The sequence below is a fragment of the Brachybacterium halotolerans subsp. kimchii genome (assembly GCF_020792675.1).
Taxonomy (GTDB): domain Bacteria; phylum Actinomycetota; class Actinomycetes; order Actinomycetales; family Dermabacteraceae; genus Brachybacterium; species Brachybacterium halotolerans.
In genome coordinates, this window is record NZ_CP086254.1 from 61,564 (window position 1) to 85,452 (window position 23,889).

At 72.4% G+C, this 23,889-nt stretch carries 21 protein-coding genes, 2 tRNA genes and 1 riboswitch; of the genes, 16 read left to right on the forward strand and 7 right to left on the reverse strand.

The annotated features are described in order from the left end of the window. Positions 1–66 precede the first annotated feature (66 nt). The 8 genes from Bra3105_RS00305 (at position 67) to Bra3105_RS00340 (ending at position 8,367) form a co-directional block, all read left to right on the forward strand. A complete protein-coding gene (locus Bra3105_RS00305; RefSeq protein ID WP_228358131.1) occupies positions 67–408 on the forward strand; it encodes a histone-like nucleoid-structuring protein Lsr2 in 342 nt (113 codons plus the stop codon). A gap of 333 nt (positions 409–741) precedes the next feature. Further along, positions 742–1,638, forward strand: a complete 897-nt coding sequence (locus Bra3105_RS00310) for an NAD-dependent epimerase/dehydratase family protein (protein ID WP_200501046.1) — start codon at positions 742–744, stop codon at positions 1,636–1,638. A 242-nt stretch (positions 1,639–1,880) separates the two neighbouring features. Further along, positions 1,881–2,843, forward strand: a complete 963-nt coding sequence (gene mvk / locus Bra3105_RS00315; RefSeq protein WP_228358132.1) for a mevalonate kinase — start codon at positions 1,881–1,883, stop codon at positions 2,841–2,843. Next, positions 2,840–3,835: a diphosphomevalonate decarboxylase gene (mvaD, locus tag Bra3105_RS00320; protein ID WP_228358133.1), complete on the forward strand. Its 996-nt coding sequence runs from the start codon at positions 2,840–2,842 to the stop codon at positions 3,833–3,835. The genes mvk and mvaD overlap by 4 nt, the downstream gene beginning before the upstream one ends. After that, positions 3,832–4,929, forward strand: coding sequence for a phosphomevalonate kinase (locus Bra3105_RS00325; protein ID WP_228358134.1), 1,098 nt, complete (start codon positions 3,832–3,834; stop codon positions 4,927–4,929). The genes mvaD and Bra3105_RS00325 overlap by 4 nt, the downstream gene beginning before the upstream one ends. Next, positions 4,926–6,077, forward strand: coding sequence for a type 2 isopentenyl-diphosphate Delta-isomerase (gene fni, locus Bra3105_RS00330; RefSeq protein ID WP_228358135.1), 1,152 nt, complete (start codon positions 4,926–4,928; stop codon positions 6,075–6,077). Before Bra3105_RS00325 ends, fni begins: the two co-directional genes overlap by 4 nt. Continuing rightward, on the forward strand, positions 6,074–7,174 hold the full coding sequence (locus tag Bra3105_RS00335) for a hydroxymethylglutaryl-CoA reductase (RefSeq protein WP_228358136.1): 1,101 nt from the start codon (positions 6,074–6,076) through the stop codon (positions 7,172–7,174). The genes fni and Bra3105_RS00335 overlap by 4 nt, the downstream gene beginning before the upstream one ends. Then, a complete protein-coding gene (locus tag Bra3105_RS00340; protein ID WP_228358137.1) occupies positions 7,171–8,367 on the forward strand; it encodes a hydroxymethylglutaryl-CoA synthase in 1,197 nt (398 codons plus the stop codon). The genes Bra3105_RS00335 and Bra3105_RS00340 overlap by 4 nt, the downstream gene beginning before the upstream one ends. A gap of 130 nt (positions 8,368–8,497) precedes the next feature. Here the strand turns inward: Bra3105_RS00340 and Bra3105_RS00345 are convergent, their stop codons facing one another. Continuing rightward, complete coding sequence (locus tag Bra3105_RS00345) at positions 8,498–9,202, reverse strand: SDR family oxidoreductase (RefSeq protein WP_228358138.1); 705 nt, start codon at positions 9,200–9,202, stop codon at positions 8,498–8,500. Positions 9,203–9,257: 55 nt separating this feature from the next. On the opposite strand from Bra3105_RS00345, the gene Bra3105_RS00350 reads away from it, so the two are divergent. Further along, complete coding sequence (locus Bra3105_RS00350; protein WP_228358139.1) at positions 9,258–9,647, forward strand: MerR family transcriptional regulator; 390 nt, start codon at positions 9,258–9,260, stop codon at positions 9,645–9,647. A gap of 45 nt (positions 9,648–9,692) precedes the next feature. Here Bra3105_RS00350 and Bra3105_RS00355 read toward each other — a convergent pair whose 3' ends face one another. Beyond that, the gene (locus tag Bra3105_RS00355) at positions 9,693–12,281 is read right to left on the reverse strand and encodes a polysaccharide pyruvyl transferase family protein (RefSeq protein ID WP_228358140.1); all 2,589 of its coding nucleotides are present in this window, start codon (positions 12,279–12,281) and stop codon (positions 9,693–9,695) included. Positions 12,282–13,088: 807 nt separating this feature from the next. Next, a tRNA-His gene (locus tag Bra3105_RS00360) sits at positions 13,089–13,164 on the reverse strand. Between the two features lie 196 nt (positions 13,165–13,360). On the opposite strand from Bra3105_RS00360, the gene Bra3105_RS00365 reads away from it, so the two are divergent. The 3 genes from Bra3105_RS00365 to Bra3105_RS00375 are packed head-to-tail and all read left to right on the forward strand — an operon-like array spanning position 13,361 to position 14,591. Then, complete coding sequence (locus Bra3105_RS00365) at positions 13,361–13,603, forward strand: hypothetical protein (protein ID WP_228358141.1); 243 nt, start codon at positions 13,361–13,363, stop codon at positions 13,601–13,603. Between the two features lie 12 nt (positions 13,604–13,615). Further along, a complete protein-coding gene (locus tag Bra3105_RS00370) occupies positions 13,616–14,209 on the forward strand; it encodes a hypothetical protein (RefSeq protein ID WP_228358142.1) in 594 nt (197 codons plus the stop codon). A gap of 40 nt (positions 14,210–14,249) precedes the next feature. Further along, positions 14,250–14,591: a thiamine-binding protein gene (locus Bra3105_RS00375; RefSeq protein WP_228358143.1), complete on the forward strand. Its 342-nt coding sequence runs from the start codon at positions 14,250–14,252 to the stop codon at positions 14,589–14,591. Positions 14,592–14,630: 39 nt separating this feature from the next. On the opposite strand, the gene orn is transcribed toward Bra3105_RS00375, so the two are convergent. Further along, positions 14,631–16,553 (reverse strand): oligoribonuclease, encoded by a 1,923-nt coding sequence (orn, locus tag Bra3105_RS18530; protein ID WP_323188836.1) that lies wholly within the window; start codon positions 16,551–16,553, stop codon positions 14,631–14,633. A 61-nt stretch (positions 16,554–16,614) separates the two neighbouring features. Beyond that, positions 16,615–16,707, forward strand: a riboswitch (TPP riboswitch). Here orn and Bra3105_RS00390 point away from each other — a divergent pair. The 3 genes from Bra3105_RS00390 (at position 16,699) to Bra3105_RS00400 (ending at position 19,771) form a co-directional block, all read left to right on the forward strand. Then, entirely contained in the window at positions 16,699–18,108 is a 1,410-nt protein-coding gene (locus Bra3105_RS00390) for an MFS transporter (RefSeq protein WP_228358144.1), read from the forward strand. Its footprint overlaps the riboswitch before it by 9 nt. Beyond that, positions 18,105–19,052, forward strand: coding sequence for a hydroxyethylthiazole kinase (locus tag Bra3105_RS00395; protein ID WP_228358145.1), 948 nt, complete (start codon positions 18,105–18,107; stop codon positions 19,050–19,052). The genes Bra3105_RS00390 and Bra3105_RS00395 overlap by 4 nt, the downstream gene beginning before the upstream one ends. Beyond that, complete coding sequence (locus Bra3105_RS00400) at positions 19,049–19,771, forward strand: thiamine phosphate synthase (RefSeq protein ID WP_228358146.1); 723 nt, start codon at positions 19,049–19,051, stop codon at positions 19,769–19,771. The genes Bra3105_RS00395 and Bra3105_RS00400 overlap by 4 nt, the downstream gene beginning before the upstream one ends. Here the strand turns inward: Bra3105_RS00400 and Bra3105_RS00405 are convergent. From Bra3105_RS00405 to Bra3105_RS00415, 3 genes are all read right to left on the reverse strand, one after another. Beyond that, positions 19,725–20,786, reverse strand: coding sequence for an SDR family NAD(P)-dependent oxidoreductase (locus Bra3105_RS00405; protein WP_228358147.1), 1,062 nt, complete (start codon positions 20,784–20,786; stop codon positions 19,725–19,727). The genes Bra3105_RS00400 and Bra3105_RS00405 overlap by 47 nt on opposite strands. A gap of 122 nt (positions 20,787–20,908) precedes the next feature. Next, positions 20,909–22,480 carry an FAD-dependent oxidoreductase gene (locus tag Bra3105_RS00410; RefSeq protein ID WP_228358148.1) on the reverse strand — a complete coding sequence of 524 codons (1,572 nt, stop codon included), beginning with the start codon at positions 22,478–22,480 and terminating at the stop codon, positions 20,909–20,911. 155 nt (positions 22,481–22,635) lie between these two features. Then, a tRNA-Arg gene (locus Bra3105_RS00415) sits at positions 22,636–22,711 on the reverse strand. Positions 22,712–22,900: 189 nt separating this feature from the next. On the opposite strand from Bra3105_RS00415, the gene Bra3105_RS00420 reads away from it, so the two are divergent. Further along, positions 22,901–23,872: a nucleoside hydrolase gene (locus Bra3105_RS00420; RefSeq protein WP_228358149.1), complete on the forward strand. Its 972-nt coding sequence runs from the start codon at positions 22,901–22,903 to the stop codon at positions 23,870–23,872. The last annotated feature ends 17 nt before the right edge of the window (positions 23,873–23,889 follow it).

Below are 23,889 nucleotides of genomic sequence, written 5' to 3' on the forward strand. Positions count from 1 at the left end.
GCGCTCCTGAGGTCGAGTAGGGTGGTTCCGACCGGAGATCTAGGAATGCGAGCTGGAGGAGCTGAGATGGCGCGTGTGGTGAAGCAGGAACTGATTGATGACCTCGATGGGTCGGCGGCGGAGGAGTCAATCACCTTTGCGGTGGAAGGGCGTTCCTACGAGATTGACCTCAATGCAGAGAACGCGGCTGCTCTGCGCGCGGATCTTGAGAGGTGGGAGCGGGTTGCGAGACGTTCGACTTCACGAGGGTCCAGTGCTCGAGGTGGGAGCGCGGTGGCCCGACGTGATCGTCGGCAGCTGGAGGCGATTCGGGGGTGGGCTCGGGAGAACGGGCACCAGGTCTCCGATCGCGGCCGTATCCCGAGGGTTGTGGAGGATGCTTACAACGCCGCGCATGGGGTCGCGTAGGGTTGGTGCTAGGCGACCTTCCGGCGCTCGATGAAGTTGACTGTGATGAGCTTCCCGCCGGGGCGGTGACTCTTAATCAGCGGGTCCGGGGTTCGAGTCCCTGATGGCGCACCCGATCGAGAAGCCCCCGTCGCACATGCGGCGGGGGCTTCGTCGTTCCCATCGTCCTCGCGAACCCTGTCCGGGTCGCGTGCACGCCGCTCCCAGCCGCGGATCGGGAGAGCGGTGCAGGATCACTTAGACTCGACCTGCGCAGGCTCGATCCGCTCGAGGGCTCTCGATCCGGACGATCCGCGCACGACGCGACATGCGACCTGCGGAAGGAGATCGGCTGTGAAGATCGCCGTCACCGGTGCCACCGGCGTTCTGGGGCAGGAGGCGGTCGAGGCGCTCGTCTCCGCGGGCCACGAGGTGACGGGGGTGACCCGCCGTGAGCGCGGCATCCCCGTGGTCGAGGGCCGCGGCGCCTCCGCGGTCGTCGCCGATGTCTTCGACGCCGCCGCCCTCGAGGACGTCTTCGCGGGCCACGACGTGGTCGTGAACACCCTTGCCCACGTCCCGAAGGGCATGGCGGCCATGCGCCCGCTGGCCTGGCGCGAGGACGACAAGCTGCACATGGAGGCCTCCGTCGCGATCGCCTCGGCCGCGCAGAAGGCGGGCGTGCAGCGCCTGGTCCAGGAGTCCACGATCTTCCTCTACCCGGACAACGGCGACGAGTGGATCGGCGAGGACGAGCCGCTGTCCGTCCGCAACCAGGCCTTCCGCCCGCGAGTGCGCGAGATGCGCGCGGCCGTCGACTTCGCGACCGGCGGGCGCAGCGCCGTGATCCTGCGCCTCGGCCAGCTCTTCGGCCGCGACCCGCAGACCACGCACACGCTCAAGGCCACCCGCAGCGGCGACCAGATCCTGCTGGGCCGGCCCGAGAGCTACATCACCCTGCTGCACCATCGCGACGCGGGCCGCGCCTTCGTCGCCGCCCTCGGCGCGCGCAGCGGCTTCTACAACGTGGGCGGGGAGCCGATCACCCGCGGACGCTGGGCCAAGGACCTCGGCACCGAGGCCAAGGCCAAGGGGCCCGCGAAGTTCTACCCCGAGATCGCGCAGGCCGTCGTCGGCACCCGGCTCGACGTCCAGCGCCGCAGCCTGCGCGTGAGCTCCGTGCGCTTCATGTCCGAGACGGGCTGGCGCCCTCTCATCGGCCCCTCGACCCCCGGCTGGTCGCGCATGTGAGGCGAGCCCTCCGGCAACTGTGCCGGGGTGTTCACAGAACCTTCGCACGCCCGGCCCAGGAACCCCGCTCGGGGCGGCGTGGCGCGTGCCAGAATCGACGCATGTCCTCCCTCGACGTCCGTGCAGGTGAGCGTGCAGGTGAGCAGGCCCACCGCAGCGGGCGGGCCCGGGGCGGCGCGCCGTATCCTGGCGCACGGCCGGAGGTCGGCCGGCAACCCACCAGGCAGCGGGGAGAGGCGAGGATGAACCCAGCGCGCACGAGCGTGCACGGTGCGCGCACCGGCATCGGCCGGGCCCACGCGAAATCGATCCTGCTGGGCGAGCACGCCGTCGTGTACGGCACGCCCGCGATCGCCGTCCCGCTGCACGCGCTCGACCTCACCGTGCGCGTCACCGAGCGCGCCGACGAGCAGCTCCACCTGCGCAGCGCCCTGTTCACCGGTTCCGCGGCCGACGCCCCGCAGCGCCTGCACCCGTTGGTCACCGCGATCCACGCGGCCCTCGCGCTCACCACCTCGGCGCCGATCGGCCTGGACGTCGAGATCGACTCGGCGATCCCCTTCGAGCGCGGGCTCGGCTCGAGCGCGGCCGTGGCCGCCGGCATCGCCCGCGCGATCGGCGACCTCACCGAGACGCCCCTGGATCCCGAGGCCGTCCACGACGTCGTCATGGCCGCCGAGACCATCGCCCACGGTCGCTCGAGCGGACTGGACGGCAGGGCCGTCGCGTCCGACGTGCCCATCCGCTTCCGCGGCGGGGAGGTCACCCCCGTCCCCGTCGGCGCGCCGCTCACCTTCGTCCTCGCCGACAGCGGCCACGAGGGCTCGACCGCGGAGGCCGTCGGCGCGGTCCGCGAGCTGCGCGAGACCTTCCCGAGCCGTGTCGACGGGATCATCGGCCGCCTGGGCGGCATCGTCGAGGAGTCCCTCGACCGCTTCGCCACCGGCGACGTCCCCGCGCTCGGCGCGCTCATGGACGAGGCGCACTCCCTGCTCACCGAGCTCGAGGTGTCCGATGCGACCCTCGACCGCCTCGTCGGCGCGGCCCGCGGGGCCGGCGCGGCGGGCGCGAAGCTCACCGGGGGAGGGCGCGGAGGCTGCGTGCTCGCCCTCGCCCCCGACGCGGCCCGCGCCGCGGACCTCGAGACGATGCTGCGGGACGCCGGCGCGACCCGCACCTGGCAGACCACGGTGGAGACCGCATGAGAACGGCGACAGCGCGCGCGCACCCGAACATCGCGCTCGTGAAGTACTGGGGCAAGGCCGACGAGGAGCTCATCCTCCCCGTCGCCGGCAGCATGTCCATGACCCTCGACGCCTTCGCCACGACGACCACGGTGACCCTGGATCCGGAGGCCGACGAGGACTCCTTCGTCCTCAACGGCACCCCGGCGACCGGCACGGCCCTCGCCCGGACCACGCGGTTCCTCGACCACGTGCGCGAGCTCTCCGGCTCGAGCGAGCGTGCGCGCGTGGACTCGGTGAACGAGGCGCCCACCGCCGCGGGCCTCGCCTCCTCCGCCTCGGGATTCGCAGCCCTCGCCCTCGCCGCCTCCCGCGCCTTCGGGCTCGCGCTCGACGAGCGCGCGCTCAGCCGCCTGGCCCGCCGCGGCTCCGGCTCGGCCTGCCGCTCCGTCGTCGACCGCTATGCGGTCTGGCACGCGGGGACCGACGACGAGACCTCCTACGCCGAGCAGATCGACGCCCCGGACCTGCGCCTGGTGATCGTCACGGTAGACGGCGCCCAGAAGGCCGTCTCGAGCCGCGAGGGCATGCGACGCACGGCCGCGACCTCGCCGTTCTACGACGCCTGGATCACCTCGACCGCCCGCACCCTCGAGGAGATGGTGCGCGCGTGCGCCGCCGGGGACCTCACGCGGATCGGTGAGATCACCGAGTCCCACGCCCTGCGCATGCACGCCGTCATCGCCTCGAGCGAGCCGCCCGTGCGGTACCTCGCGCCCGCGAGCGTGGCCGTCTTCGACACCGCCGCCGCGCTGCGGGCCCAGGGCGTCGTCGCCCACCCCACCGCCGATGCCGGCCCCAACGTGTGCGTGCTGACCACGCCCGCGGACGCCGAGACGGTCGCCCGGGCGGTCTCCGCGCACGGCAGCGTCCGGATCGTCGGCCCCGGGCCCGGCGCGCACCTCGTGGACGCGACGGTCGATGCGGCCGAGACGGACGGGAGCGAGCGATGATCGAGACCCGCGCCCCCGGCAAGCTCTACATCGCCGGCGAGTACGCCGTGGTCGAGCCCGGCCATCCCGCGATCCTCGTGGCCGTCGACCGCTACCTCACCGTGCGCCTCACCGAGGCGATCGGCATGGGACGCGTCCACTCGAGCCGCTACGGGCACGGCCCCGTGACCTGGGTGCGCGACGCCGACGGCGACACCATCGTGGTGGACCACAGCCCCTTCGACTACGTCACCGCGGCGATCACGATCCTCGAGCGCCTGCGCTCCGAGCGGGGCCTCGACCCGCGCTACTTCGACCTGCACATCGACTCCGAGCTGGACGACTCCAGCGGTCGCAAGTTCGGGCTGGGGTCCTCGGCCGCCGTCACCGTCGCCGTCGTCGACGCGCTCGATCGGTTCTACGGCCTCGGGCTCACCGCGATGGAGCGCTTCCGCCTCGCGCTGCTCGCGACCATCCACGTCGCCCCGAAGGCCTCCGGCGGCGACCTCGCGGCCTCGACCTTCGGCGGCTGGATCGCCTACACCGCGCCCGACCGGGCGCGGCTGCTCGCCCTCAGCGACGCCCTCCCGGTGGCCGAGGTGCTCACCGCCCCCGAATGGGACGTGTGCACGGTGCGTCCGCTGCCGGACCTCACCGCGCTGCGCCTGCTCGTGGGCTGGACCGGCTCTCCCGCCTCGACCGAGCGGCTCGTGGACCGGGTGCGCATGAGCGAGGACGACCTCGACGCGCACTACGCCCGGTTCCTCGACGACTCCCGCACCGCCGTCGAGGAGCTCGTCGCCGCCTGGGACAGCGACCCCGCGACGATGCTCGAGATCATCCGCCGCTGCCGCCGGCTGCTCCAGAAGCTCGGGCGCCTGCGCGGCACCACCATCGAGACCGACCAGCTGCGCACCCTGTGCGACCTCGCCGAGGCCAGCGGCGCCGCCGGCAAGCCCTCCGGGGCGGGCGGCGGCGACTGCGGCATCATGCTCCTGCCCGGCGACGTGAGCGACGACGCGGTGCTCGCCACCTGGCGCGAGCACGACATCCTGCGCCTCGATCTGCGCCCTCACCTCCCGCAGACCGCGGACACCGCGGGGGCCGTGCGATGAGCGCGGGGACCGACGGGGCGAGGCCCGACGCCGACGCCGCGGGACGCCGCGAGCGCAAGGAGGACCACGTGCGCCTCGCCACCGCGCAGTGGCAGGGCGGGACGCGCACCACCGAGTTCGACGATCTCGAGTTCCTCCACCACGCGCTCGGCGGGGTCAGCCTGCCGGAGGTCGACCTCGGCATCGAGCTGTTCGGCCGCGCCGTGCCGGCCCCGTTCTACATCAACGGCATGACCGGCGGCACGGAGTCCACCGGGCGCATCAACCAGCAGCTCGCGATCGCCGCCCGCGAGACCGGCGCCGCCATGGGCTGCGGATCCGTCTCCATCGCCCTCGAGGACGAGTCCGCCGCGGACGCCTTCCGCGTGATCCGCCGCGAGAACCCCGACGGCCTCGTGATGGCGAACATCGGCGTGGGCCGCAGCGTCGAGGACGCCCGCCGGGCCGTCGACCTGCTGCAGGCCGACGTCCTCCAGGTGCACGTCAACGCCGTGCAGGAGACCGTCATGCCCGAGGGCAGCCCCGACTTCTCCTCGTGGCTGCGGGGCATCGAGCGGATCGTTGCGGCGCTCGAGGTGCCGGTGCTCGTCAAGGAGGTCGGCTTCGGGCTCAGCGCCCGCACCCTCGCCGACCTCGCATCCATCGGCGTGGCCTGGGCCGACGTCTCAGGTCGCGGCGGCACGGACTTCCTCGCCATCGAGAACGACCGCCGCCCCGGCCGCGACTACTCGTATCTCACCGGCTTCGGCCAGTCCGCGCCCGCCGCGCTGCTGGACGCCCGCGCCCACCAGGGCGAGCTGGGCGGGATGACGCTGCTCGCCTCCGGCGGTGTCCGCGACCCCCTCGACGTCGTCAAGGCCCTCGCGCTCGGCGCCCGCGCCGTCGGCGTCGCCGGCTCCTTCCTCAAGGCCGTGGTCGAGGGCGGGCCCGAAGGGCTCGTCGAGCTCATCGGCTCCTGGCAGCACCACGCCCGCGAGCTCGCGGCCCTGCTCGGCGCCCGCACGGCAGCGGGCCTCACCGGCACCGATGTGCTCGTGCGCGGGCGCCTGCGCGAGTTCTGCACCCTGCGCGGCATCGACGCGGGCGCCTTCGCGCACCGCTCCGCCCGCGCCACCGACGATCCCTCCGATCCCCAGGAGCAGCGATGAGCACCGAGCCCGAACCCACCGCATCCGCCACCACTGCATCTGCCCCCGCTGCGCCCGCGCCCACCACGCAGATCCCCACCCGCTGGGTCGGCCCCCTGCGGATGAGCGGCAACGCCGTCGAGGGGGAGATCGAGGTGCCGCTCGCGACCTACGAGACCCCGCTGTGGCCGTCCGTCGGCCGCGGGGCGCGGATCTCCCGGCTGGTCGAGGGCGGCATCCGCGCGACCGTGCTGGGGGAGCGGATGACCCGCTCCACCCTGTTCGTCGCTCCCGACGCGGCGACCGCCTTCGAGGCGTCGAAGGTCATCGCCGAGCGCGTCGACGAGCTGCGCGAGGTCGTCTCCTCGGGGTCCCGCTTCGCCCGTCTCGAGGAGATCCACCCCGAGATCGTCGGGAACCTGCTGTTCACGCGCTTCGCGCTCACCACGGGCGACGCCTCGGGCCACAACATGGTCACGCAGGCCTCCGAGCAGCTCATGGAGCGGATCCTCTCCTGGGACCTGGGGATCGAGTACGGATCGATCTCCGGGAACTTCTGCTCGGACAAGAAGGCCACCGCCGTCAACGGCGTCCTGGGCCGCGGCCGCAGCGTCGTCGCCGAGATCCTCATCCCGCACGAGATCGTCGAGAAGCAGCTGCGCTCGACCGCCGAGCGGATCACCGACCTGGTGGTGCGCAAGGACTGGATCGGCTCCACGATCGCCGGCGCCCTGCGCTCGGCCAATGCGCACTACGCGAACATGCTGCTCGCCTTCTACCTCGCGACCGGGCAGGACGCCGCGAACATCGTCGAGGGCTCCCAGGGATTCACCCACGCCGAGGTCCGCGAGGAGGGGCTGTACTTCTCGTGCACGCTCCCGCACCTGATCGTCGGCACCGTGGGCAACGGCAAGGACCTCCCGCACGTCGACTACGCGATGGAGCGGCTCGGCTGCCGCGAGGAGCGCGAGCCCGGCGCGAACTCGCGCCGGCTGGCCGCGCTGATCGCCGCGAGCGTGCTGTGCGGCGAGCTCTCGCTGCTGGCCGCCCAGACCAACCAGGGTGAGCTGATGACGGCCCATCGTCGCCTCGAGCGGAGGAAGGCACCGCGCTCATGACCAGCACCGGAGAATCCACCAGCACCAAAAAATCCACCGGCACCAGCATCGGCATCGAGGACCTCGAGCTCGCCGCCTCCCACCACGTCCTGGACCTCGGCGCGCTCGCCGAGGCGCGCGGCGTCGACCCTGCGAAGTACACGCGCGGCATCGGCCTGGACGAGATGGGCGTGGTCGCGGCCGACGAGGACGTGGTCACCCTGGGCGCCTCCGCCGCCTCGCGGCTGCTCGCGCGCACAGGGACCGAGGGCCTGCGCACCGTGCTGTTCGCGACCGAGTCCGGCGTGGACCAGTCCAAGTCCGGCGCGGTGATCGTCCACGGACTGCTCGGGCTGTCGAGCTCCGTGCGCTCCGTCGAGCTCAAGCAGGCCTGCTACGCGGGCGCGGCCGCCGTGCAGGCGGCCATCGGCATCGTGGCGCGTCGGCCCCGGGAGAAGGTCCTCGTGATCGCCGCCGACGTCGCCCGCTACGGCCTCGGCACCTCCGGAGAGCCCACGCAGGGCGCCGGCGCCGTCGCGCTGCTGATCGCCGCCGACCCGGCGCTCCTCGCGATCGACCCCGTCTCCGGCGTCTACTCGGCCGACGTCGACGACTTCTGGCGCCCGAACGACTCCACGACCGCGCTCGTGAACGGCCGGCTCTCGATCAGCGCCTACAAGAACGCGCTGCTGGGCGCGTGGGACGACCTGCAGGAGCAGGGCGGCCCCGGCGTGGACGAGCTCGACGCCGTGGTCTACCACCAGCCCTTCACGAAGATGGCCGTCAAGGCGCAGCGCTTCCTCGACCAGCACACCGGTGGCCGGCTCGACCCCGAGGCGCTCGAGCAGGGCGCCGTCTACGACCGCCGTCTCGGCAACACCTACACCGCCTCGCTCTGGGCGGGGCTCGCCGCGCTGCTGGACCACCGCGACGGGCTCGAGGGCCGACGGATCGGCCTGTTCAGCTACGGCTCCGGCAGCGCGGGGGAGATGCTCACCGGCACCGTCCAGCCCGGGTTCGCGCGTCCCGAGCGGGCCGCGGCGACCCGAGCGGCCCTGGATGCACGCGTCCCCGTGACCGTCGCCGAGTACGAGGAGCTGCACGAGCGTCTGCTGGGCAGCGACGAGGACGTCGAGACGCCGCGCGTGACCACGGCGCCGTTCCGCTTCGCGGGAGTCCAGGAGGGCGCGCGGAAGTACGAGGCGACCGCCTAGACCGTCCGCTTCCCGAGGGACGACTGGAAGCGGAGCAGGTAGCCGTCGGGATCCTGGACCAGGACCTGCACCAGGAACTGATCTGCAGGCTGATGCCTCGGCCCAGCGGGGACTCGAGCGGCCCGGAGGATCAGCCCAGCTCCGCGTAGAGCTCCTCGGGTGTGCTCGCCAGGCGCGCCTTGATCGCGGCGGTGTCCGTGTCGAGCACCTCGCTGCGGCCCGCCTCGAGGGCGTCGAGGAACATCGCCACGACCTGTCGGGGATCGTTCTTGGGGATGTCCCAGCCGGCCATCATGTCGGTGTCGGTCGAGGCCAGATGGACGCCCAGGACCTGCGTCCCCTGGGCGGCGAGTTCGAGCCGGGTGCTGTTGGTCAGCTGCCACTCGGCGGCCTTCGAGGCGGCGTACGAGCCGTTGCCGGGGAAGGTGCGGAAGGACAGCAGCGACATGATGTTGATGATCGCGCCGCCGCCGTGGGCTGCGAGCACCGGGGCGAACTCCCGGGAGACATGCAGGGCGCCGAAGAAGTTGGTCTCCATCTCGGCGCGGATGCGCTCGAGGTCGCCCGTGAGCAGGTTCTGGGCCGAGGCGATGCCTGCGTTGTTCACGATGAGGTCGACGTCGCCGGCCTGCTCGGCGGCGGAGGCGGCGTGCGCCCCATCGGTCACGTCCAGGCGCAGCGGGACGACCCGCGGGTCGGTGAAGGGGAGCGACTCCGGGCGCCGGGCGGTGGCGTAGACGCGCCGGGCGCCCCGCTCGAGCAGCTGCTCGACGACGATGCGGCCGATGCCCCGATTGGCTCCGGTGACGAGTGCGGTGCTGTGTGCGATGTCCATGTGCGCGACACTAGGACCTGACACCCATGTCAGATGCAAGGGGCGGGGAGGCACGATGCAGGAGGAGACCGGGATGCTGAGGATCGGCGAGCTCGCGAGGAGCACCGGGGTGAGCGTGCGCTCCCTGCGCTACTACGAGTCGAGGGGACTGCTCGAGGCGCAGCGCACGGGCGGTGGGCAGCGCTCCTACCAGGGGGAGGCCGTGGACCGCGTGCTGCTCATCCAGCAGCTCTTCGCCGCCGGGCTCAGCAGCGCCGACATCGCCGAGCTGCTGCCGTGCATGCGCAGCGGCCGCACCACGGCCGCGATGGTCGAGCGGCTGGAGCGCGAGCGGGCGCGGATGGAGCAGCAGATCGAGCAGCTGCACGCGGCGCGCGACCGGCTCGACGGCGTGCTCGCGGACGCGCGGAGCAGGAGCGCGACGAGCGCGCCCACCCGAGGGTGAGCGCGCTCGTCGTGACCGGGGGAGAGCCCGCCGGAGATCCGGGCCTCAGGCGTCCTTGTGCTGGACCAGCGCGCGCTGCACGCCGGTGCGCTTCGAACGGGGCACCAGGACGTTCTCGTCGAAGTGGCCCACGCCGATGAACGAGATGAAGACCTCGTGGTCGGGGATGTCGATGAGCTCGCGGATCTTGGTCTCCTTCTCCGTGCCCATCGCCGTGTTCAGCGGCACCGAGCCCAGACCCACCTGCGTGAGCCCCAGCAGCAGCGACATCATGAACAGCCCGCCGTCCACGAACGGCTGATTGCGCTCGGGCGCGAAGAGGAACGCGTCCAGGTCCGCGGAGACCAGCAGCAGCCTGGGCGGCATCTCGTAGCCGGCGAAGCCGCCCTGGATGTCCAGCACCTTCTTGATGACGTCGGGGTCCTCGAACTGGTGGACCCTCGCGCCCTGGCGGTTGCAGACCGAGGGCGACTGCATCGCGATCTGCACCGCGCGCGCGATCTCCTCGTCCTTCACGGGCTCGGAGGTGTACTCGCGCACGCTGCGGCGGCCGTAGACGACGTCGAGGAAGCTGCGCTCCGCATCCTCGTTCTCCACCTCGCCGACGAGCTCCCGGACCTGCCCGGCCGGCAGCACGCCGCCCTCGGCATGGGTGGTGTCGTCGATGAGGGCCTGGGCTGCCTCGGAGAACAGCTGGCGGAAGTGCGAGACGTCGGTGCCGAGCTGGTCATGACGGTCGAAGTAGGCCTTCATCACGGCGGCCGAGCTCTGCAGGAACTCGTCCGAAGTGTCGCGATCCGCGGCGAGCCAGGCGTTCATCTCCTTGGCGAGGCCCGGGACCGCGCGGCCGCCGAAGCCGGGTCGGAAGTTGCTGCGGCTCAGCCCCTTCTCGATGGCGTGCGCGTGGAAGATCATCCGCGCCTGGGCGCCGGAGACCCCGTCGGCCGAGCGGGCGTGGCCGAAGGAGCGCACCTGGCGCTCGGAGTCCTTGAGCGCGAGCGCCTTCGCCTGGGCGGAGAAGCCGCCCGCGGGAGCCCCGCCCTTGCGCTTGGCCGGGGCCTGCGCGGCGAGGGCGCCGGTGGTGATCCGCTCGATCTCGATGCTGCGGATGTCGGCCCCGGCACGGCGGCCGGTGAAGTGCACGCCGCCCAGCATGAACTGGGTGAACCCGGGCTCGGAGACCGTGAAGGTGAGCGTGTCGGTGCGGGCCTGGCCGCGTGCGCCCTCGACGTTCACGGCGCCGACGACGCGGAAGCGCGTCGACTCGGGGTTGCGCACGTGGATGTTGACCTTCTTGGCGTCGGTCGTCGGCGTCCAGTCGATGCGCAGCTGGTAGGCCGAGCCCGCGACGAGCGGCTCCGGCAGATCCGTCCACACCAGGTTGCCCAGCACGGCGCCGTCGCGCGCCACCCGCAGGCGGGTCTGCTTGCCGCGACGGGCGATCTTCCAGCCGGAGCCCCCGGTCGCGAACTCCGGCGCCGTGAGCGTGAGCTTCTGGCGCGGGTAGAGCGCGGCGGAGCCGGTGGTGCTCGGGTCCAGCGCGTCCTTCAGCCATGCCATCGAGGACTCGCGGCCGGAGCTGATGTAGTCGCGGGCGGTCGAGTAGTCGATCTCGCGGGTGACGTTCGGGTTCGCGGCGATGTCCTCGTGGGAGTCGGTCTCGCGCACGCGCCGCGTCTCGTCGAAGCCGAGCGAGCTCATGAGGTTCTTGAAGCGGTCCGCACCGCGCTTGGTGTTGAAGATCGAGGAGAAGGGCTTCTCGAAGATCGCCGCGAAGGCGGAGCCGTGGAAGCTGTCGGTGACGACGTACTCCGCGTCCTGGTAGGTGCGCAGGAAGTTCTCCGGACGGTCTTCGTCGAGGATCTGGGCGCGCGGCTCGTCGGCCCACAGGGTGCGGCAGTGCTCGATGCCGTCGTCGGGGTTCGGGATCACGCGGATGATCTCGAGGCCGAGCTTGTCCGCGATGCCCTGCGCGACGGCCTTCTTCTCCTCGGTCGGGTCGAGGAAGAACACGCTGAGGTACTCGCCCTCGGGGGCGACCGTGGCCTTCGCGGCGAGCTCGTCGTAGTGCTCGCGGGGGAGCAGGAAGACCGGGTCGACGACCAGCGAGGCCTTCGCGCCGAAGATGTCGCGCGCGGTGTCCACCGCATAGCCCTCGCGCACGGAGATCGCCTTGAAGCGCTGCAGCTGCGCGGCGTGGGTGGCGATGAACTCGGGCGTGAACTTCTTCGTGCCGCGGTTCCCGAAGGAGGTGCCGTAGGCGACGCGGTTGTTCTGCTCGGAGACGAAGTCCAGGAAGAGATCGCTGTTCACGCGGCCGATCAGCGGGTTCCACAGCTGATCGCTGCCCACCACGAAGGTGCGCGCGCGCTCGTTCAGGCGCGGCAGCTCGGTGAAGTGCATCTGCTGGGTGGTGTGGTAGCCGACGCGCTCGGCGAACTGCATCGAGACGATGTCGTCCGGCCACTCGACACGGAAGCCGTTGTAGCCCAGGGGCTCGTGGACCATGAGCACCGAGTGGCCGAGGTTCTGGATCGCGCGGTTCAGGCCGTAGTACGTGAGGATCGACCCGTAGTTCTTCCCGTACCACCAACCGCACACGGCGACGTCGAATGTCTGCTTCGGATCGGTCATCTGGTGAATCCTTGCCTCTCATCGCTTGCTGCAGGAGGTGACGCCTGGAGTCTGTGATGCATTTCGTGCGTGTGCCCGTGAATCCGATGCGTTCGTTGTTCCGGGCGGGCGACCGAAATGCTTGCGGCGAGTCTAGCCCAGCACCGCCGGGGGAAATCGGTCGTGTCGCGCCGGTGTCACGGGGAGATCCCGCAGGCCGACGGGGGCCACCGCGGAGGACGGGTGGCGAGTGCGGGGCGCGGGGCCGGTGATCGCGGGGCGGGCCGCCGTCGGGTGCGGTGGGCGGACGCGGTATCACCCCAGGTGAGGAACATCGGCGGCCATGGCGTGCAGGTCGCGGCGTCGCGACCCGGCATCGACGGGTGCTGGTTTCTGGCCCGGCGAGGTGCGCGGAACAGGCTCGGACGGGGATCCGTGGTCGACTTCACCGCCCGAGGGAACGGACGCGGTACGTCAGGTGTACGGGTGGTGAACAGAATGCGGACGAACGGTAAGTGGATTGATGAGAGGTATGGAGGAAGAATGGAGGCCGTGTGAGGGTGCACCACCGTTCATGTGCAGGTCGAGGGCGTCCAAGAATTCGGTGCAGGGTGTTTTCTGCGCATCGATCATGAATTCGCTGAATCGGCATTCGAATGATTCCCGGGCAGCGGCGGGCAGTGGCGGGCTGCAGTGGGAGGCGGGAGAGGCGGCGTCGCATGAGAGCGGGGCGGCGGGTGCATGGGCTCGCTGGGCGCCGCCGGTGTCCACGACGATGTCCGGACAGCACTCCGGACAGAAAAAACGCCCTGTCACCAGGGCGTTTCTTGGGGTGATCGACGGGATTTGAACCCGCGACCGCCTGGACCACAACCAGGAGCTCTACCTACTGAGCTACGACCACCATGTGCGCTCCGAGGACCGCAACGAGAAGCAAGCATACCGGGCGTCGGCCCTGCTCCGCACCCTCGGACGGGGGTTCTCGCTGTGAGACGCCTTGCACTTCGCCGGCACGGCAGACTGGGGCATCGGTCCGGAGGACTCCGGGCCCGATGGAGCAGTCGGCCCACGAGCCGGCGGACAGACGAGGGGGAGCACACATGGGAGCGGTCGACGAGGGAGGATTCGCAGGGTGGGAGATCCTCATGCTGCTGGTCTTCGTGATGTTCTGGGTGACGGTCGCTGTCGTCGCGTACTGGGTGATCCGGTCCGCGGTGCGCGCGGGCGTGATCGAGGCCCACCGTCGGCTCGATGCCGAGAGGGATGCGGCCGCCCATCGCGGGGTGAGGCCGGCCCTGTCGCAGAGGCCCGAAAAGCAGGAGCCGGATCCCGCCTCGTCATGACAGGCTCGCCGCATGCTCCTGCTCGTGACCGGCTCCAGCTGCTCCGGGAAGACCACGGCGGCCTTCTCGTGCGCTGATCTTCCGCGCCTCGTGGTCCACGACAGCGACGAGCGCGGCGTGCCGAGCAATGCTGACACCGCCTGGCGCCAGCGCGAACTGCGCTGGTGGGTGCGCGAGGCGATCCGGCTCGAGGAACACGGTGTGGACCTGCTGCTCACGGGCCAGTCGCCGATCGGCGAACTGCTGGCGGTCCCGGAGGTCGCAGACCTGCGCGCGGCGGTCTGCCTCCTCGACGTCGCGGACGAGGAGCGCCGACGCCGATTGGCGGCCCGTGATCCCGGGACGTGGTCGCCGACGCAGGTCGACGCGTTCCTGGGATGGGCTCGCTGGCACCGGCGGCACGCCGCGGACCCCGCCCACGCCCCCGAGGTGATCGTCGCGACGGGCGAGCCGGGCATGCGATGGGAGCGCTGGCTGCCTCCCGCCGCGAGGCCGCGCGCGTGGCAAGTCGAGGTCATCGACACGACCGGGACACCCGTCCTGGACACGGTCTCCCGGCTGCGGGAGTGGATCTCGAGGAGCCGCGGGCCCGTCGTCAGCGCATGATCCGCTTGCCCGCGGGCCGATGGGGGAGAACAGTGGGGGCATGATCATCGCCTTCTCCGTCCAGCCCACCGGTGAGCCCTCCGATCCCGGCCTCACCCGCGACCTCGCCGAGGGATCCGACGCCGCGAGCGTCCACGACGCCGTCGCCGCCGCCGTCCGCGTGGTCCGGGAGTCCGGGCTCCCGAACCGCACCAGCTCGATGTTCACCGAGATCGAGGGCGACTGGGACGAGGTGATGGGCGTCGTGCGGCGCGCGACGGCCGAGGCCGGTCGCTACGGCTCGCGCGTCTCCCTCGTGCTCAAGGCCGATATCCGCCCCGGGCACGAGGGCGAGCTCGACGGGAAGATCGAGCGCCTCGACGCCGCCCTCGACCGGGGCTGAGGGCGGCGCCGCATGTGAGGGCGGCGCCGCCAGGCTGAATCAGCCGATCTCGTCGACCAGGCCGTCGCGGACCGCGGCGGCCATGGTCGGGGTGACGGGCAGTCGCGGGATGAGCGTGGCCTGGTAGGCGTGGTAGATGTCCGGCTTGCCCTCCCAGGTGCGCGCCTGGGGCTGGTTGCGCCGGTCCAGCTCGTGGTGCCAGCTGCCCCGCTCGGGATCCAGCAGGAACTCGCTGACGTACTCCCACCAGGCCTGGTAGCGGTCGGCCCACTTCCGGTCGCCCGTCACCTGGAACATCGCGGCCGCGGCGGCGGTCGCCTCGGCGGCGACCCAGTGCATGCGCTCGTGCACCACGGGCGTGCCGTCCCAGTCCACCGTGTAGGGGAAGCCGGGCTCGCCGTCCATGCCGAAGGCGTCGTCGGCCCTGCCCATGAGGGCGTTCGCGGCCTCGAGCATCCACTCGGGTGCCTCGCCGTCCTTCGCGAGCAGCGCGGCGCGCCCGTGCAGCACCAGGCGGGACCACTCGAGCCAATGGCCGACGGTCGCGCCGTAGGGGCGGAACGGATCGGCCGGCTTGTCCTCGTTGTAGTCGAGGATCGGGTTCCACGAGGTGTCGAAGTGCTCCGGCAGCAGCCAGTCCTGCTCGCGCGCGAACTCGTCGATCGCCCGGGTCATGATGCCCATGGCCCGGTCCAGCCAGCGGCGCTCCCCGGTGACGTCGGCCGCGGCGAGCAGGGCCTCGGTCGTGTGCATGTTCGCGTTGATGCCCCGGTACTCCTCGCAGACGGTGAAGGCGCGGTCGAAGGTGTCCACGCTCATCCCCGTCTCCTCGTCGTAGAACTTCTCGTCGAGGACGCCCAGGGCCTCCTCGAGCAGCTCCGCGGCGTGCGGGCGTCCGGCGGCGGTCGCGGAGGCGGCCGCGAGCACCACGAACGCGTGCGCGTAGGCCTCCTTGGCGTCGTCGATGACGGTCTCCCCGGCGATCTTCGAGAACCAGCCGCCGTGCTCCTCGTCCTTGAAGACGGTGCGCAGGGACTCGATGCCGTGGTCCACGAAGCGCCCGTACTCGGGGCTGCCCAGCATCGTGGCGAGCGCGAAGCAGTGGGTCATGCGGCAGGTCACCCAGAGCTCGGCCGGCTTGTCGCCGTCGAGCTCGCCGTCCTCGTCGAGCCAGCCGAAGCCGCCGTCCTCCCGCAGCGACTCGGCGCCGAAGACGAGGAGCTCCTCGCCCTCGGAGTCCAGCCAGGTGCGATGGGTGGCGCGCTGCAGCCACGGCACCGCCGGTGCGGAGGAGCCCGCGGCGCCTGCGGCCGCGTCGTCGGACCCGTCGGCGCTCTCGCCGTCGGCCGTGAGCTCGAAGGTGCGCGCGGCGGCCTGGGCCTGCGCGGTCGTCGGCCCCGGGTCGGCCACGAACAGCACCTCGCGGTAGTACTTGAGCTCCTGGATGGACTCGCGGATGTCGGCGAGGGCGCGGTGGCCCCCGTGCTTGGCGGGCGTGTTGTAGAAGACGCGGGGGAACCAGCGCTTGGCGAGCTCCTTGAGGCTCGAGACGTCGATCGTGCGGTAGGAGAGCCAGGCGGCGAACTCCGGCACGTCCTTGTCGAGGAACACGCGGTCGGTGCCCACGGAGTTGCCCGCGAGCGGCGCCTTGCCGGCCTCCGGGCAGTGCTCGCGCACGTAGGCCAGGCACTGCTCCTGCGCGGCCTCGAGGGTGATGCCCGCGTCCAGCTCCTCCAGCAGCCCGGAGTTCGTGTGCATGGTGCGCACGAAGTCGCCCATCTGCTCCAGCGCCTCGGCCGGGGGCCTGACGACGACGTCCACGCCCTCCCCGAGGATGTTGAGGTCACCATCGGTGACCAGGACGGCGATCTCGACGAGCGCGTCCTTCTCCTTGTCCAGTCCGGTCATCTCGCAGTCGACCCAGACGATGCGGTCGGCGGTTCCACGGTTCGAAGTGCTCACGTGGCAAGGGTAGTCGCCGCGGACGGCGCCGCGGCCCCGCCGGCGCCTCTGGAATACTGGCGCGCCGGACACGGGGTGCGCCGCGCGCGCTGAGATCACACCCGTGGAACCTGATGCAGTTCGCACTGACGAAGGGATGTCCGCCATGCGGTCACGTCTGCCCAAGAGCCCGCCCACGACTGTCGCCGCGGCCCACCCGCCGACGGCCGGTCCGACGCCGCAGCTGCCGCCCGAGGGCCGCGCCGCAATGCGCGCCGGGGTGGTCGGCAACTTCATCGACAACGTCCACGTGTTCCTGCCGCTCACCGCGCTGACCCCGGCGCTCGCCGTCGTCGCGGGCCCGGGGATCGCCGCCACCACGGGAGCGATCGTGGTGATCGCGATGATGCTGGGCAGGCCCGTCGGCGGCATGGTCTTCGGCAGGATCTCGGACCGCCTGGGGCGCACGCGCACCACGAAGGTCGCGATCACCGGCACGGCCGCCTGCGCCCTGCTGATCGCCGCCATGCCCACCCATGAGCTGCTGGGTGCGGGGACGATCGGTCTGATCCTCTGCCTGCGCTTCCTCGGCGGGATCTTCGTGGCCGGCGAGTACTCGGCCGCGATCCCCCTGGCCATGGAATGGTCGGCCCCGCGACGGCGCGGCATCATGAGCGGGCTCATCCTCTCGATGGCGCCGTGGGCGCAGGCCGCGATCGCCTTCGCGACCGCCGCGCTGCTGCTGGTCCTGGGGCCCGACGCCTATGCCGCCTGGGGCTGGCGCGCGCTGTTCGTGCTCGGGGCGCTCGCCTCCCTCGGCATGCTGGTCTACTACCGACGACGCGTGGTCGACGCGCCGATCGCCCGGCGCGAGCGCGAGCGGCCCCAGGGGCCCGAGCCGAAGGACGAGCCCGCCGTCACGGGCATCGCGGCCATGCTGCGCGGACGCTGGGCGCGCGCCTTCTGGCAGGTCTTCACCCTGATGACGGGGCTGTGGCTGCTCACGAACACGACCGTCATCATGCTCACCGCCCAGCTCGGCGAGGACACGGGCCTTCCGGCGACCAGCGTCTCGGTCGCGATGGGCATCGCCTCATGCGCGCAGGCGCTCGCGATGGCGCTCGCCGGGCATCTCTCCACGAGCACCGGAAGGCGCCGACTGCTCATCGGGTGGGGGATCGCGGCGACCGTGCTGGGCCCGGTGCTGTGGTGGACGGCGGTGGGCTCGAGCACGCTGGCCGGTGCGGCCGTGCTCGCCGCGGCGCTCCAGGTCGTCACCGTCGCCGCGTACGGGCCGGTCTCCGCCTACCTCTCCGAGCGCTTCCCGACGTCGGTGCGGTCCACGGGCTACGGGATGGGCTACAGCCTCTCGCTGATCCTTCCCGCGCTCTACCCGTTCTACCTGCCCGGGCTCTCGGCGCTGCTCGGGGCCCATGCGGCCGTGCTCGTCCTGCTCGCCCTCGGTGGGATCCTGCTGGTGATCGGGGCGGCGGCAGGACCCCGGCTGTCCGCGAGGGAGATCGACCGGGACCTCGACCAGGTGGCCGGGGAGCCGACGAGGAGGGCCGGGCGATGAGCGGGGATCCCGACGTTTTCGCGGGTCCGGACCAGCGCGGCGGCCCGGGCCTGCGCGGCGACACGGACCCGCGCGACGACTCCGACCTGCGCGCGGTCGCCCCGGTCATCGCCGAGGTGCGCCGTCGCCCGCCGCTCGTCCACTGCGTCACCGCGACCGTGTCGATGGGAATCGTTGCCGACGGGCTGCTCGCCGCGGGCGCGCGCCCGATGATGACCGAGACCGAGGCCGAGGCGCCCGTGGTCACCGGGGCGGCCGACGCGCTGCTCGTGAACCTCGGGACCCTCAGCACCGATGCGATGACGGGCATCCCCGCGACCGTCGCAGCGAGCATCGCTGCCGGTCACCCCTGGGTGCTCGACCCGACCGCGATCGGGCGCGCGCCCGTGCGCACGGCCCTCGCCCGTGAGCTCGTGGAGCTGCGGCCGGACGTGGTGCGGGGCAACGCCTCGGAGGTCCTCGCGCTGCGCGGAGGGCCCGGCGGGCGCGGAGCCGACGCGGCGGACGCGACCGAGAGCGCTCGCGGCGCCGCCGCCCGGATCGCCACCCTCACCGGAGGCGCCGTCGCCGTCTCGGGGCCGGTCGACTGGATCGTCGGTGCGGGTGCGGGTGCGGGTGCGGGTGCGGGTGTCGGGCCGGGAACGGATGACGAACCCAACACTGCGGGGATCGAGGTCCGACGGGGCCATCCGCTGCTCACGCGCGTCACCGGCACCGGCTGCCTGCTCGGCGCGCTCACGGCCGCCTGCCTCGTCGCGACGCGGCGCATCGGGACCGACGGCCCTGCGGTCCTCGCCGCTCGCGCCGCGACCGTATGGCTCGACGTCGCGGGGGAGAGGGCTGCCCGGAACGCTCCGCGGCCCGGCGCCTTCCGCTCCGCGCTGCTCGACGCTCTCGACGAGATCGGCGAGCACGCCCTGCAGTCCACCGAGGAGGAGTCATGACGCGCCCACCCACCGGACCCGCCGGCGCCCGCGCGAGGAGGCAGTCGCTCGACCTGCGCTGCTACCTCGTCACCTCAGGGACCGACCGGCACACCGTCGAGACCGCAGCCGCGGCCGCTGCCGCCGGAGCGGGGATCGTCCAGGTCCGCGCGAAGGAGCTCGAGGCGCGCGAGCTGCTGGATCTCGTGATCGCGGTGGCCCGCGCGGTGAGTGCGGTCGCACCCGCGTGCCGGGTGCTCGTCGACGACCGCGCTGACGTGGCCTTCGCCGCCGCGTCCCGCGGTGAGCGCGTCCACGGCGTCCACCTCGGTCAGGGGGACCTGCCGGTCACGGATGCGCGCACCCTGCTGGGATCCCGGGCGATCATCGGCCTCACCACCGGCACCCTCGACCTCGTCCGTGCGGCCGAGGAGCAGACGGAGCTGCTGGACTACGTGGGCGCGGGGCCCTTCCGGCCGACCCCCACGAAGGACTCGGGGCGCGCGCCGCTCGGCGTCGACGGCTACCGGGAGCTGCTCGCGGCCACGCGCCTGCCGATCGTCGCGATCGGGGACGTGACCCCCGACGACGTGCCCGCGCTCGCAGGGACCGGCATCGCGGGCGCCGCGCTCGTCCGGGCGATCATGGCGGCGGACGACCCCGCTGGAGCGGTCCGCGAGGTGCTCGCCGGCTTCACACCGCCGACCAGCCGCCGTCGGACGCGAGCACGGCGCCGTTGACGTTCGAAGCGTCCTCGGAGAGCAGGTGCAGGATCGAGGAGGCCAGCTGTTCGGCCGTGGCGATCGAGGGGATGTTCGAGCGTGCCTCCTCGAGCCGCGCACTGCCGAAGGGAGCGATCTCCGGCTGCATCGGGATCCCGGTCGCGACGCCGCCCGGGGCGACCGCGTTCGTGCTGATCCCCTCCTTCGCATACATGAAGGCCATCGACTTCGTGATGCCCACGACCGCATGCTTGGAGGCCGTGTAGGCGACGCCCGAGGCCGAGCCGCGCAACCCCGCCTCGCTCGCCACGTGCACGATCGCCCCGCCGCCTGCCTCGAGCATCCGCGAGGTCACCGCCCGAGTGAGGGACAGCAGACCCCCTACGTTCACGGCGAACACCTTGGCCCACATCTCGTCGCTGACCTCGTGGATCGCGGAGAAGTCGTCGTTGATCCCGGCGACGTTCGCGAGGCCGTCGATGCGCTCGCCGGCCGCGGCGAGGATCGCGTCGATCGTCTCGGCGGAGCCGAGGTCGCCGACGACGGTGAGCAGGCGGTCCCCGGCTGCGGCGACCGCCCCATCGGACGCGAGCGCCTCGAGCCGCTCGGCGGAGATGTCGGTCGCGACCACGCGCGCGCCCTCGGCGAGCAGGCGCTCGGCCGTCGCCCGTCCGATGCCGCCGGCGGCTCCGGTGACCACGACGGTGCGGCCGGCGAAGCGCCCGGCCGACGCATCGGCCCCGCCCGTCGGCCCTGATCCCGCTGCCGGGCCCGTGCCGCCGTCGGACTCTGCGGGGATCTCGCCGCCGTTCGCGGCGCGGACCATGTCATCGACCGCACTCTGGGGGAGCTCGCCGCGGCTCAGCGGCACGAGCTGCTGGAGCGGCATCCCCAGCACCGGGCCGAGCGCGGCGACGTCGGTCCCGCTGCGTTCGAGGAGGGCTCGCAGCACGGGTCCGCCGCTGGGATGCTCGAGCCAGGCGCTGATCGGCGCGCTCGCGGTGATCGGGGTGGGGGTGGAAGCATCGTTCATGGCCTGGACCTCCGACGTCGTCGTGGATGGACGAGGGCACAGCGATCCGGCCCTCGCAGCCACGGTAGGCGGTGGGCCGGGGAGTCGGTGGGGGGCGGGTCGGGTGAGGACTGCGAGCGCGGTCACCGGGGCAGCCAGTGCTGGAGCACCGCCTCGAGGCCCGCCTGCTCGCGGGACGCGTCCTCGCCGGCAGACGACTCCACCGCGGACCATTCCACTGCGGACGATTCCACCGCAGACGACGCCCCGCGTCCGGAGCCGAGGTCCTCCGCAGCCCAGGCCGCGTGCCCGTCGGGCCGCAGCAGTACGGCGCGCGCAGGCAGCTCCGCGCAGGGCTCGACGATGTGCTCCACGGCGTCGGCCCAGGCCGCGGGCGAGAACGCCCCGTCGGGGTCGACCAGCAGCCAGCGTCCATCGTGCATCCGCTCATAGAGCCGCCCCGCGCCCAGGGACATGTCGCGAAGGCGGCGGCCGACGAGATCGTCCTCGGCGCCGCCCGGGGTCCCGAGGTCGTAGCGAATCGAGAGGGAGGCGATCTTCTCGCTCAGCAGCCGGTCCGCCTCGGGCAGCGCGATCAGCTCGCCGAGAACCCTGCGCAGCGCCTGCGCGCCGGGGTCCCCGGAGATCAGCACGCTCTGCGCCCGCGTCATGGTGAGGACGTCGGAGGCGACCGGGCGGCGCTCGGCCTCGAAGGTGTCCAGCAGGGCCTCCGGCGCCTCGCCGCGGACGACGGCGGCGAGCTTCCAGCCCAGGTCGAAGGCGTCCTGGATGCCGAGGTTCAGCCCCTGACCGCCGAGCGGCGGATGCACATGCGCGGCGTCCCCGGCGAGCAGCACCTGGCCGCTGCGGTAGAGCTCGGCGAGCCGCGTCGCGTCGGTGAAGCGGGTGAGGGAGACGGGGGAGTGCGCACCGAAGTCCGTGCCCGCGAAGGCGCGCAGCCGCGCCCGGAACTCCTCGAACGACGGCGGCTCGGAGCGGTCCTCGGCGACGCTCGCGGCCGGCACGACCGCACGGAACAGTCCCGGGTTCGAGGACTGCCCGATACCGAAGCCGCGATGCTCGCGGCGCACACGCTCGGATGCGGCAGCGATCTCCTCGGCGCTCGCCGTCACCTCCATCTCTCCGAGCAGCCATTCGCTCTGCGCGGCCTCGCCGGGGAAGCCGATGCCGAGCAGAGCCCGCATGCGGCTGCGGCCGCCGTCGCACGCGACCGCCCAGCGGGCCCGCACGCGCTCGCCGTCGGCCAGATCCAGGACCACAGCGTCGGCGTCCTGCGCGAGGGCGACGACCTCGCGACCGCGGCGCACGTCGGCCCCGAGCTCCCGCGCCCTCTCCTCGAGGAGGCGGTCCGTGACCGGCTGCGGGATGCCGAGGATGAATCCGTGGGCGGTGTCGAGCTCGGGGGAGGCCGACGACGAGATCCCCGCGAAGCGGCCGACGCCCGGATGGACGGTGCCCTCGGCGAGGAACCGTTCGAGGATCCCGCGCTGGTCCAGGATCTCGATGCTGCGCGCGTGCAGCCCCAGGGAGCGCACCAGCCGGCTCGGCTCCGCCTCCCTCTCGAGCACCACCACGTCGACGCCGCGCAGGCGCAGCTCGGCCGCGAGCATCATGCCCGTAGGCCCGCCGCCGATCACCGCGACGTCATGCGTCCGCTCCGCCTCACTCGTCTCCGCCTTGTGCGACTCCACCATGTGCGCCTCCGCCCCTGCGCGCCCGGGGGATCCGGGTGCGAGGGAGCATTCTGGTGCGCGCAGGGGGCCTTGCCGCAAGCCCCCGCCGGGGAGATATCCTGGTCACGGCTGGGACAGGGATGCCCGCGCGTCGTCGTGGCATCTCGTGTCGTTCGTGGTGCCCCCAGCAGGACTCGAACCTGCAACCTACGGATTAGAAGGCCGTTGCTCTATCCATTGAGCTATGGAGGCGTGCATCCTCGCCGTGCACCCGGCGCACCGGTGCGGATGCGCCGACCAGTCTAGCCAGGTCGGGTGCCTCCTCTTGACGTGCTGCGGACCCTCGCCGTGCGAAGGTGAAGCCTGCACGTCGGGCCGGGATGAGGGCTCGTCGCATGCGCCTGCTCCTCGCACTTTCCACCACGCCCCCAGGAGGCCCCGATGGCGACCCATCACATCCTGCTCGACGTCGACACCGGCGTGGACGACGCGATGGCGATCATGTTCGCGGTCCGCCACCCGGACGTCGACGTGCGCGCCGTGACCTGCGTGGACGGCAATGTGCCCCTCGCGCGCGTCCTCGAGAACACGTGCCGCGTGCTCGACGCGCTCGATGCTCCCGAGGATCTGCCCGTGGCCGCCGGTTCCGGGCGGCCCCTCGTCGAGCCGCCGCGCGATGCGGCGCAGGCCCACGGGGCGGACGGACTGGGCGGGATCTCGCTCCCGCACAGTGATCGCCCAGTCTCCGACCTGCACGCCGTCGAGCTCATGCGCAGGACGATCGAGGCATCCGACGAGCCGCTCACCCTGGTCGCCCTCGCGCCGCTCACGAACGTCGCGCTGCTGCTGCGCATGTACCCCGAGAGCGCGGCGCGCCTGCAGGGGATCGTGCTGATGGGCGGCTCCGCGTCGGTCGGGAACGCGACAGCGGTCGCCGAGTTCAACGTGTGGCACGACCCGGAGGCCGCGCGCATCGTCTTCGAGAGCGAGCTGCCCGTGCGCATGTACGGCCTCGACGTCTTCGATCGGGTGGGGCTGGACGAGCAGTCCGTGGCACGGCTCGCGGGGAGCACCGACCCGCTGGCCACCGCGCTCGGCGATCTGCTCGAATTCTGGCTCCGTGACGAGGACGGTCTGCCCGGTGGTCCGGAGGCGGCGCGGATCGGCGACGCCGGCGCCGTTTGCTCGCTGGTCGCCCCGGACCTCATGGACATCCGCACCCTGCCGGTGCGCGTCGAGACGGCGGCCGGTCCCGCGCGCGGCCAGACCATCGTGGACCGTCGGCGAGGCCCCGGAGAGGACGCCGAGCACGGGCTCGCGGACACCGGGAAGAACGTGCAGGTCGTTCTCGGGGCGCAGGAGGATGCTGTCGCCCGACTCTTCCTCGAGACCGTCGTGCCCGACGGCGCCTGACCCCGCACCCGTCCCAC

Excerpts from the sequence above, each read along its gene's own strand:
- fni (WP_228358135.1), top strand. The coding sequence starts at position 4,926 with ATGAGCGCGGGGACCGACGGGGCGAGGCCCGACGCCGACGCCGCGGGA.
- Bra3105_RS00335 (WP_228358136.1), top strand. The coding sequence starts at position 6,074 with ATGAGCACCGAGCCCGAACCCACCGCATCCGCCACCACTGCATCTGCC.
- Bra3105_RS00420 (WP_228358149.1), top strand. The coding sequence starts at position 22,901 with ATGGCGACCCATCACATCCTGCTCGACGTCGACACCGGCGTGGACGAC.
- Bra3105_RS00405 (WP_228358147.1), bottom strand. The coding sequence starts at position 20,786 with ATGAACGATGCTTCCACCCCCACCCCGATCACCGCGAGCGCGCCGATC.
- Bra3105_RS00390 (WP_228358144.1), top strand. The coding sequence starts at position 16,699 with ATGCGGTCACGTCTGCCCAAGAGCCCGCCCACGACTGTCGCCGCGGCC.
- Bra3105_RS00365 (WP_228358141.1), top strand. The coding sequence starts at position 13,361 with ATGGGAGCGGTCGACGAGGGAGGATTCGCAGGGTGGGAGATCCTCATG.
- mvk (WP_228358132.1), top strand. The coding sequence starts at position 1,881 with ATGAACCCAGCGCGCACGAGCGTGCACGGTGCGCGCACCGGCATCGGC.
- Bra3105_RS00395 (WP_228358145.1), top strand. The coding sequence starts at position 18,105 with ATGAGCGGGGATCCCGACGTTTTCGCGGGTCCGGACCAGCGCGGCGGC.
- Bra3105_RS00350 (WP_228358139.1), top strand. The coding sequence starts at position 9,258 with ATGCAGGAGGAGACCGGGATGCTGAGGATCGGCGAGCTCGCGAGGAGC.
- Bra3105_RS00370 (WP_228358142.1), top strand. The coding sequence starts at position 13,616 with ATGCTCCTGCTCGTGACCGGCTCCAGCTGCTCCGGGAAGACCACGGCG.
- mvaD (WP_228358133.1), top strand. The coding sequence starts at position 2,840 with ATGAGAACGGCGACAGCGCGCGCGCACCCGAACATCGCGCTCGTGAAG.
- Bra3105_RS00325 (WP_228358134.1), top strand. The coding sequence starts at position 3,832 with ATGATCGAGACCCGCGCCCCCGGCAAGCTCTACATCGCCGGCGAGTAC.
- Bra3105_RS00410 (WP_228358148.1), bottom strand. The coding sequence starts at position 22,480 with ATGGTGGAGTCGCACAAGGCGGAGACGAGTGAGGCGGAGCGGACGCAT.
- Bra3105_RS00340 (WP_228358137.1), top strand. The coding sequence starts at position 7,171 with ATGACCAGCACCGGAGAATCCACCAGCACCAAAAAATCCACCGGCACC.
- Bra3105_RS00355 (WP_228358140.1), bottom strand. The coding sequence starts at position 12,281 with ATGACCGATCCGAAGCAGACATTCGACGTCGCCGTGTGCGGTTGGTGG.
- Bra3105_RS00345 (WP_228358138.1), bottom strand. The coding sequence starts at position 9,202 with ATGGACATCGCACACAGCACCGCACTCGTCACCGGAGCCAATCGGGGC.
- Bra3105_RS00375 (WP_228358143.1), top strand. The coding sequence starts at position 14,250 with ATGATCATCGCCTTCTCCGTCCAGCCCACCGGTGAGCCCTCCGATCCC.
- Bra3105_RS00400 (WP_228358146.1), top strand. The coding sequence starts at position 19,049 with ATGACGCGCCCACCCACCGGACCCGCCGGCGCCCGCGCGAGGAGGCAG.
- Bra3105_RS00305 (WP_228358131.1), top strand. The coding sequence starts at position 67 with ATGGCGCGTGTGGTGAAGCAGGAACTGATTGATGACCTCGATGGGTCG.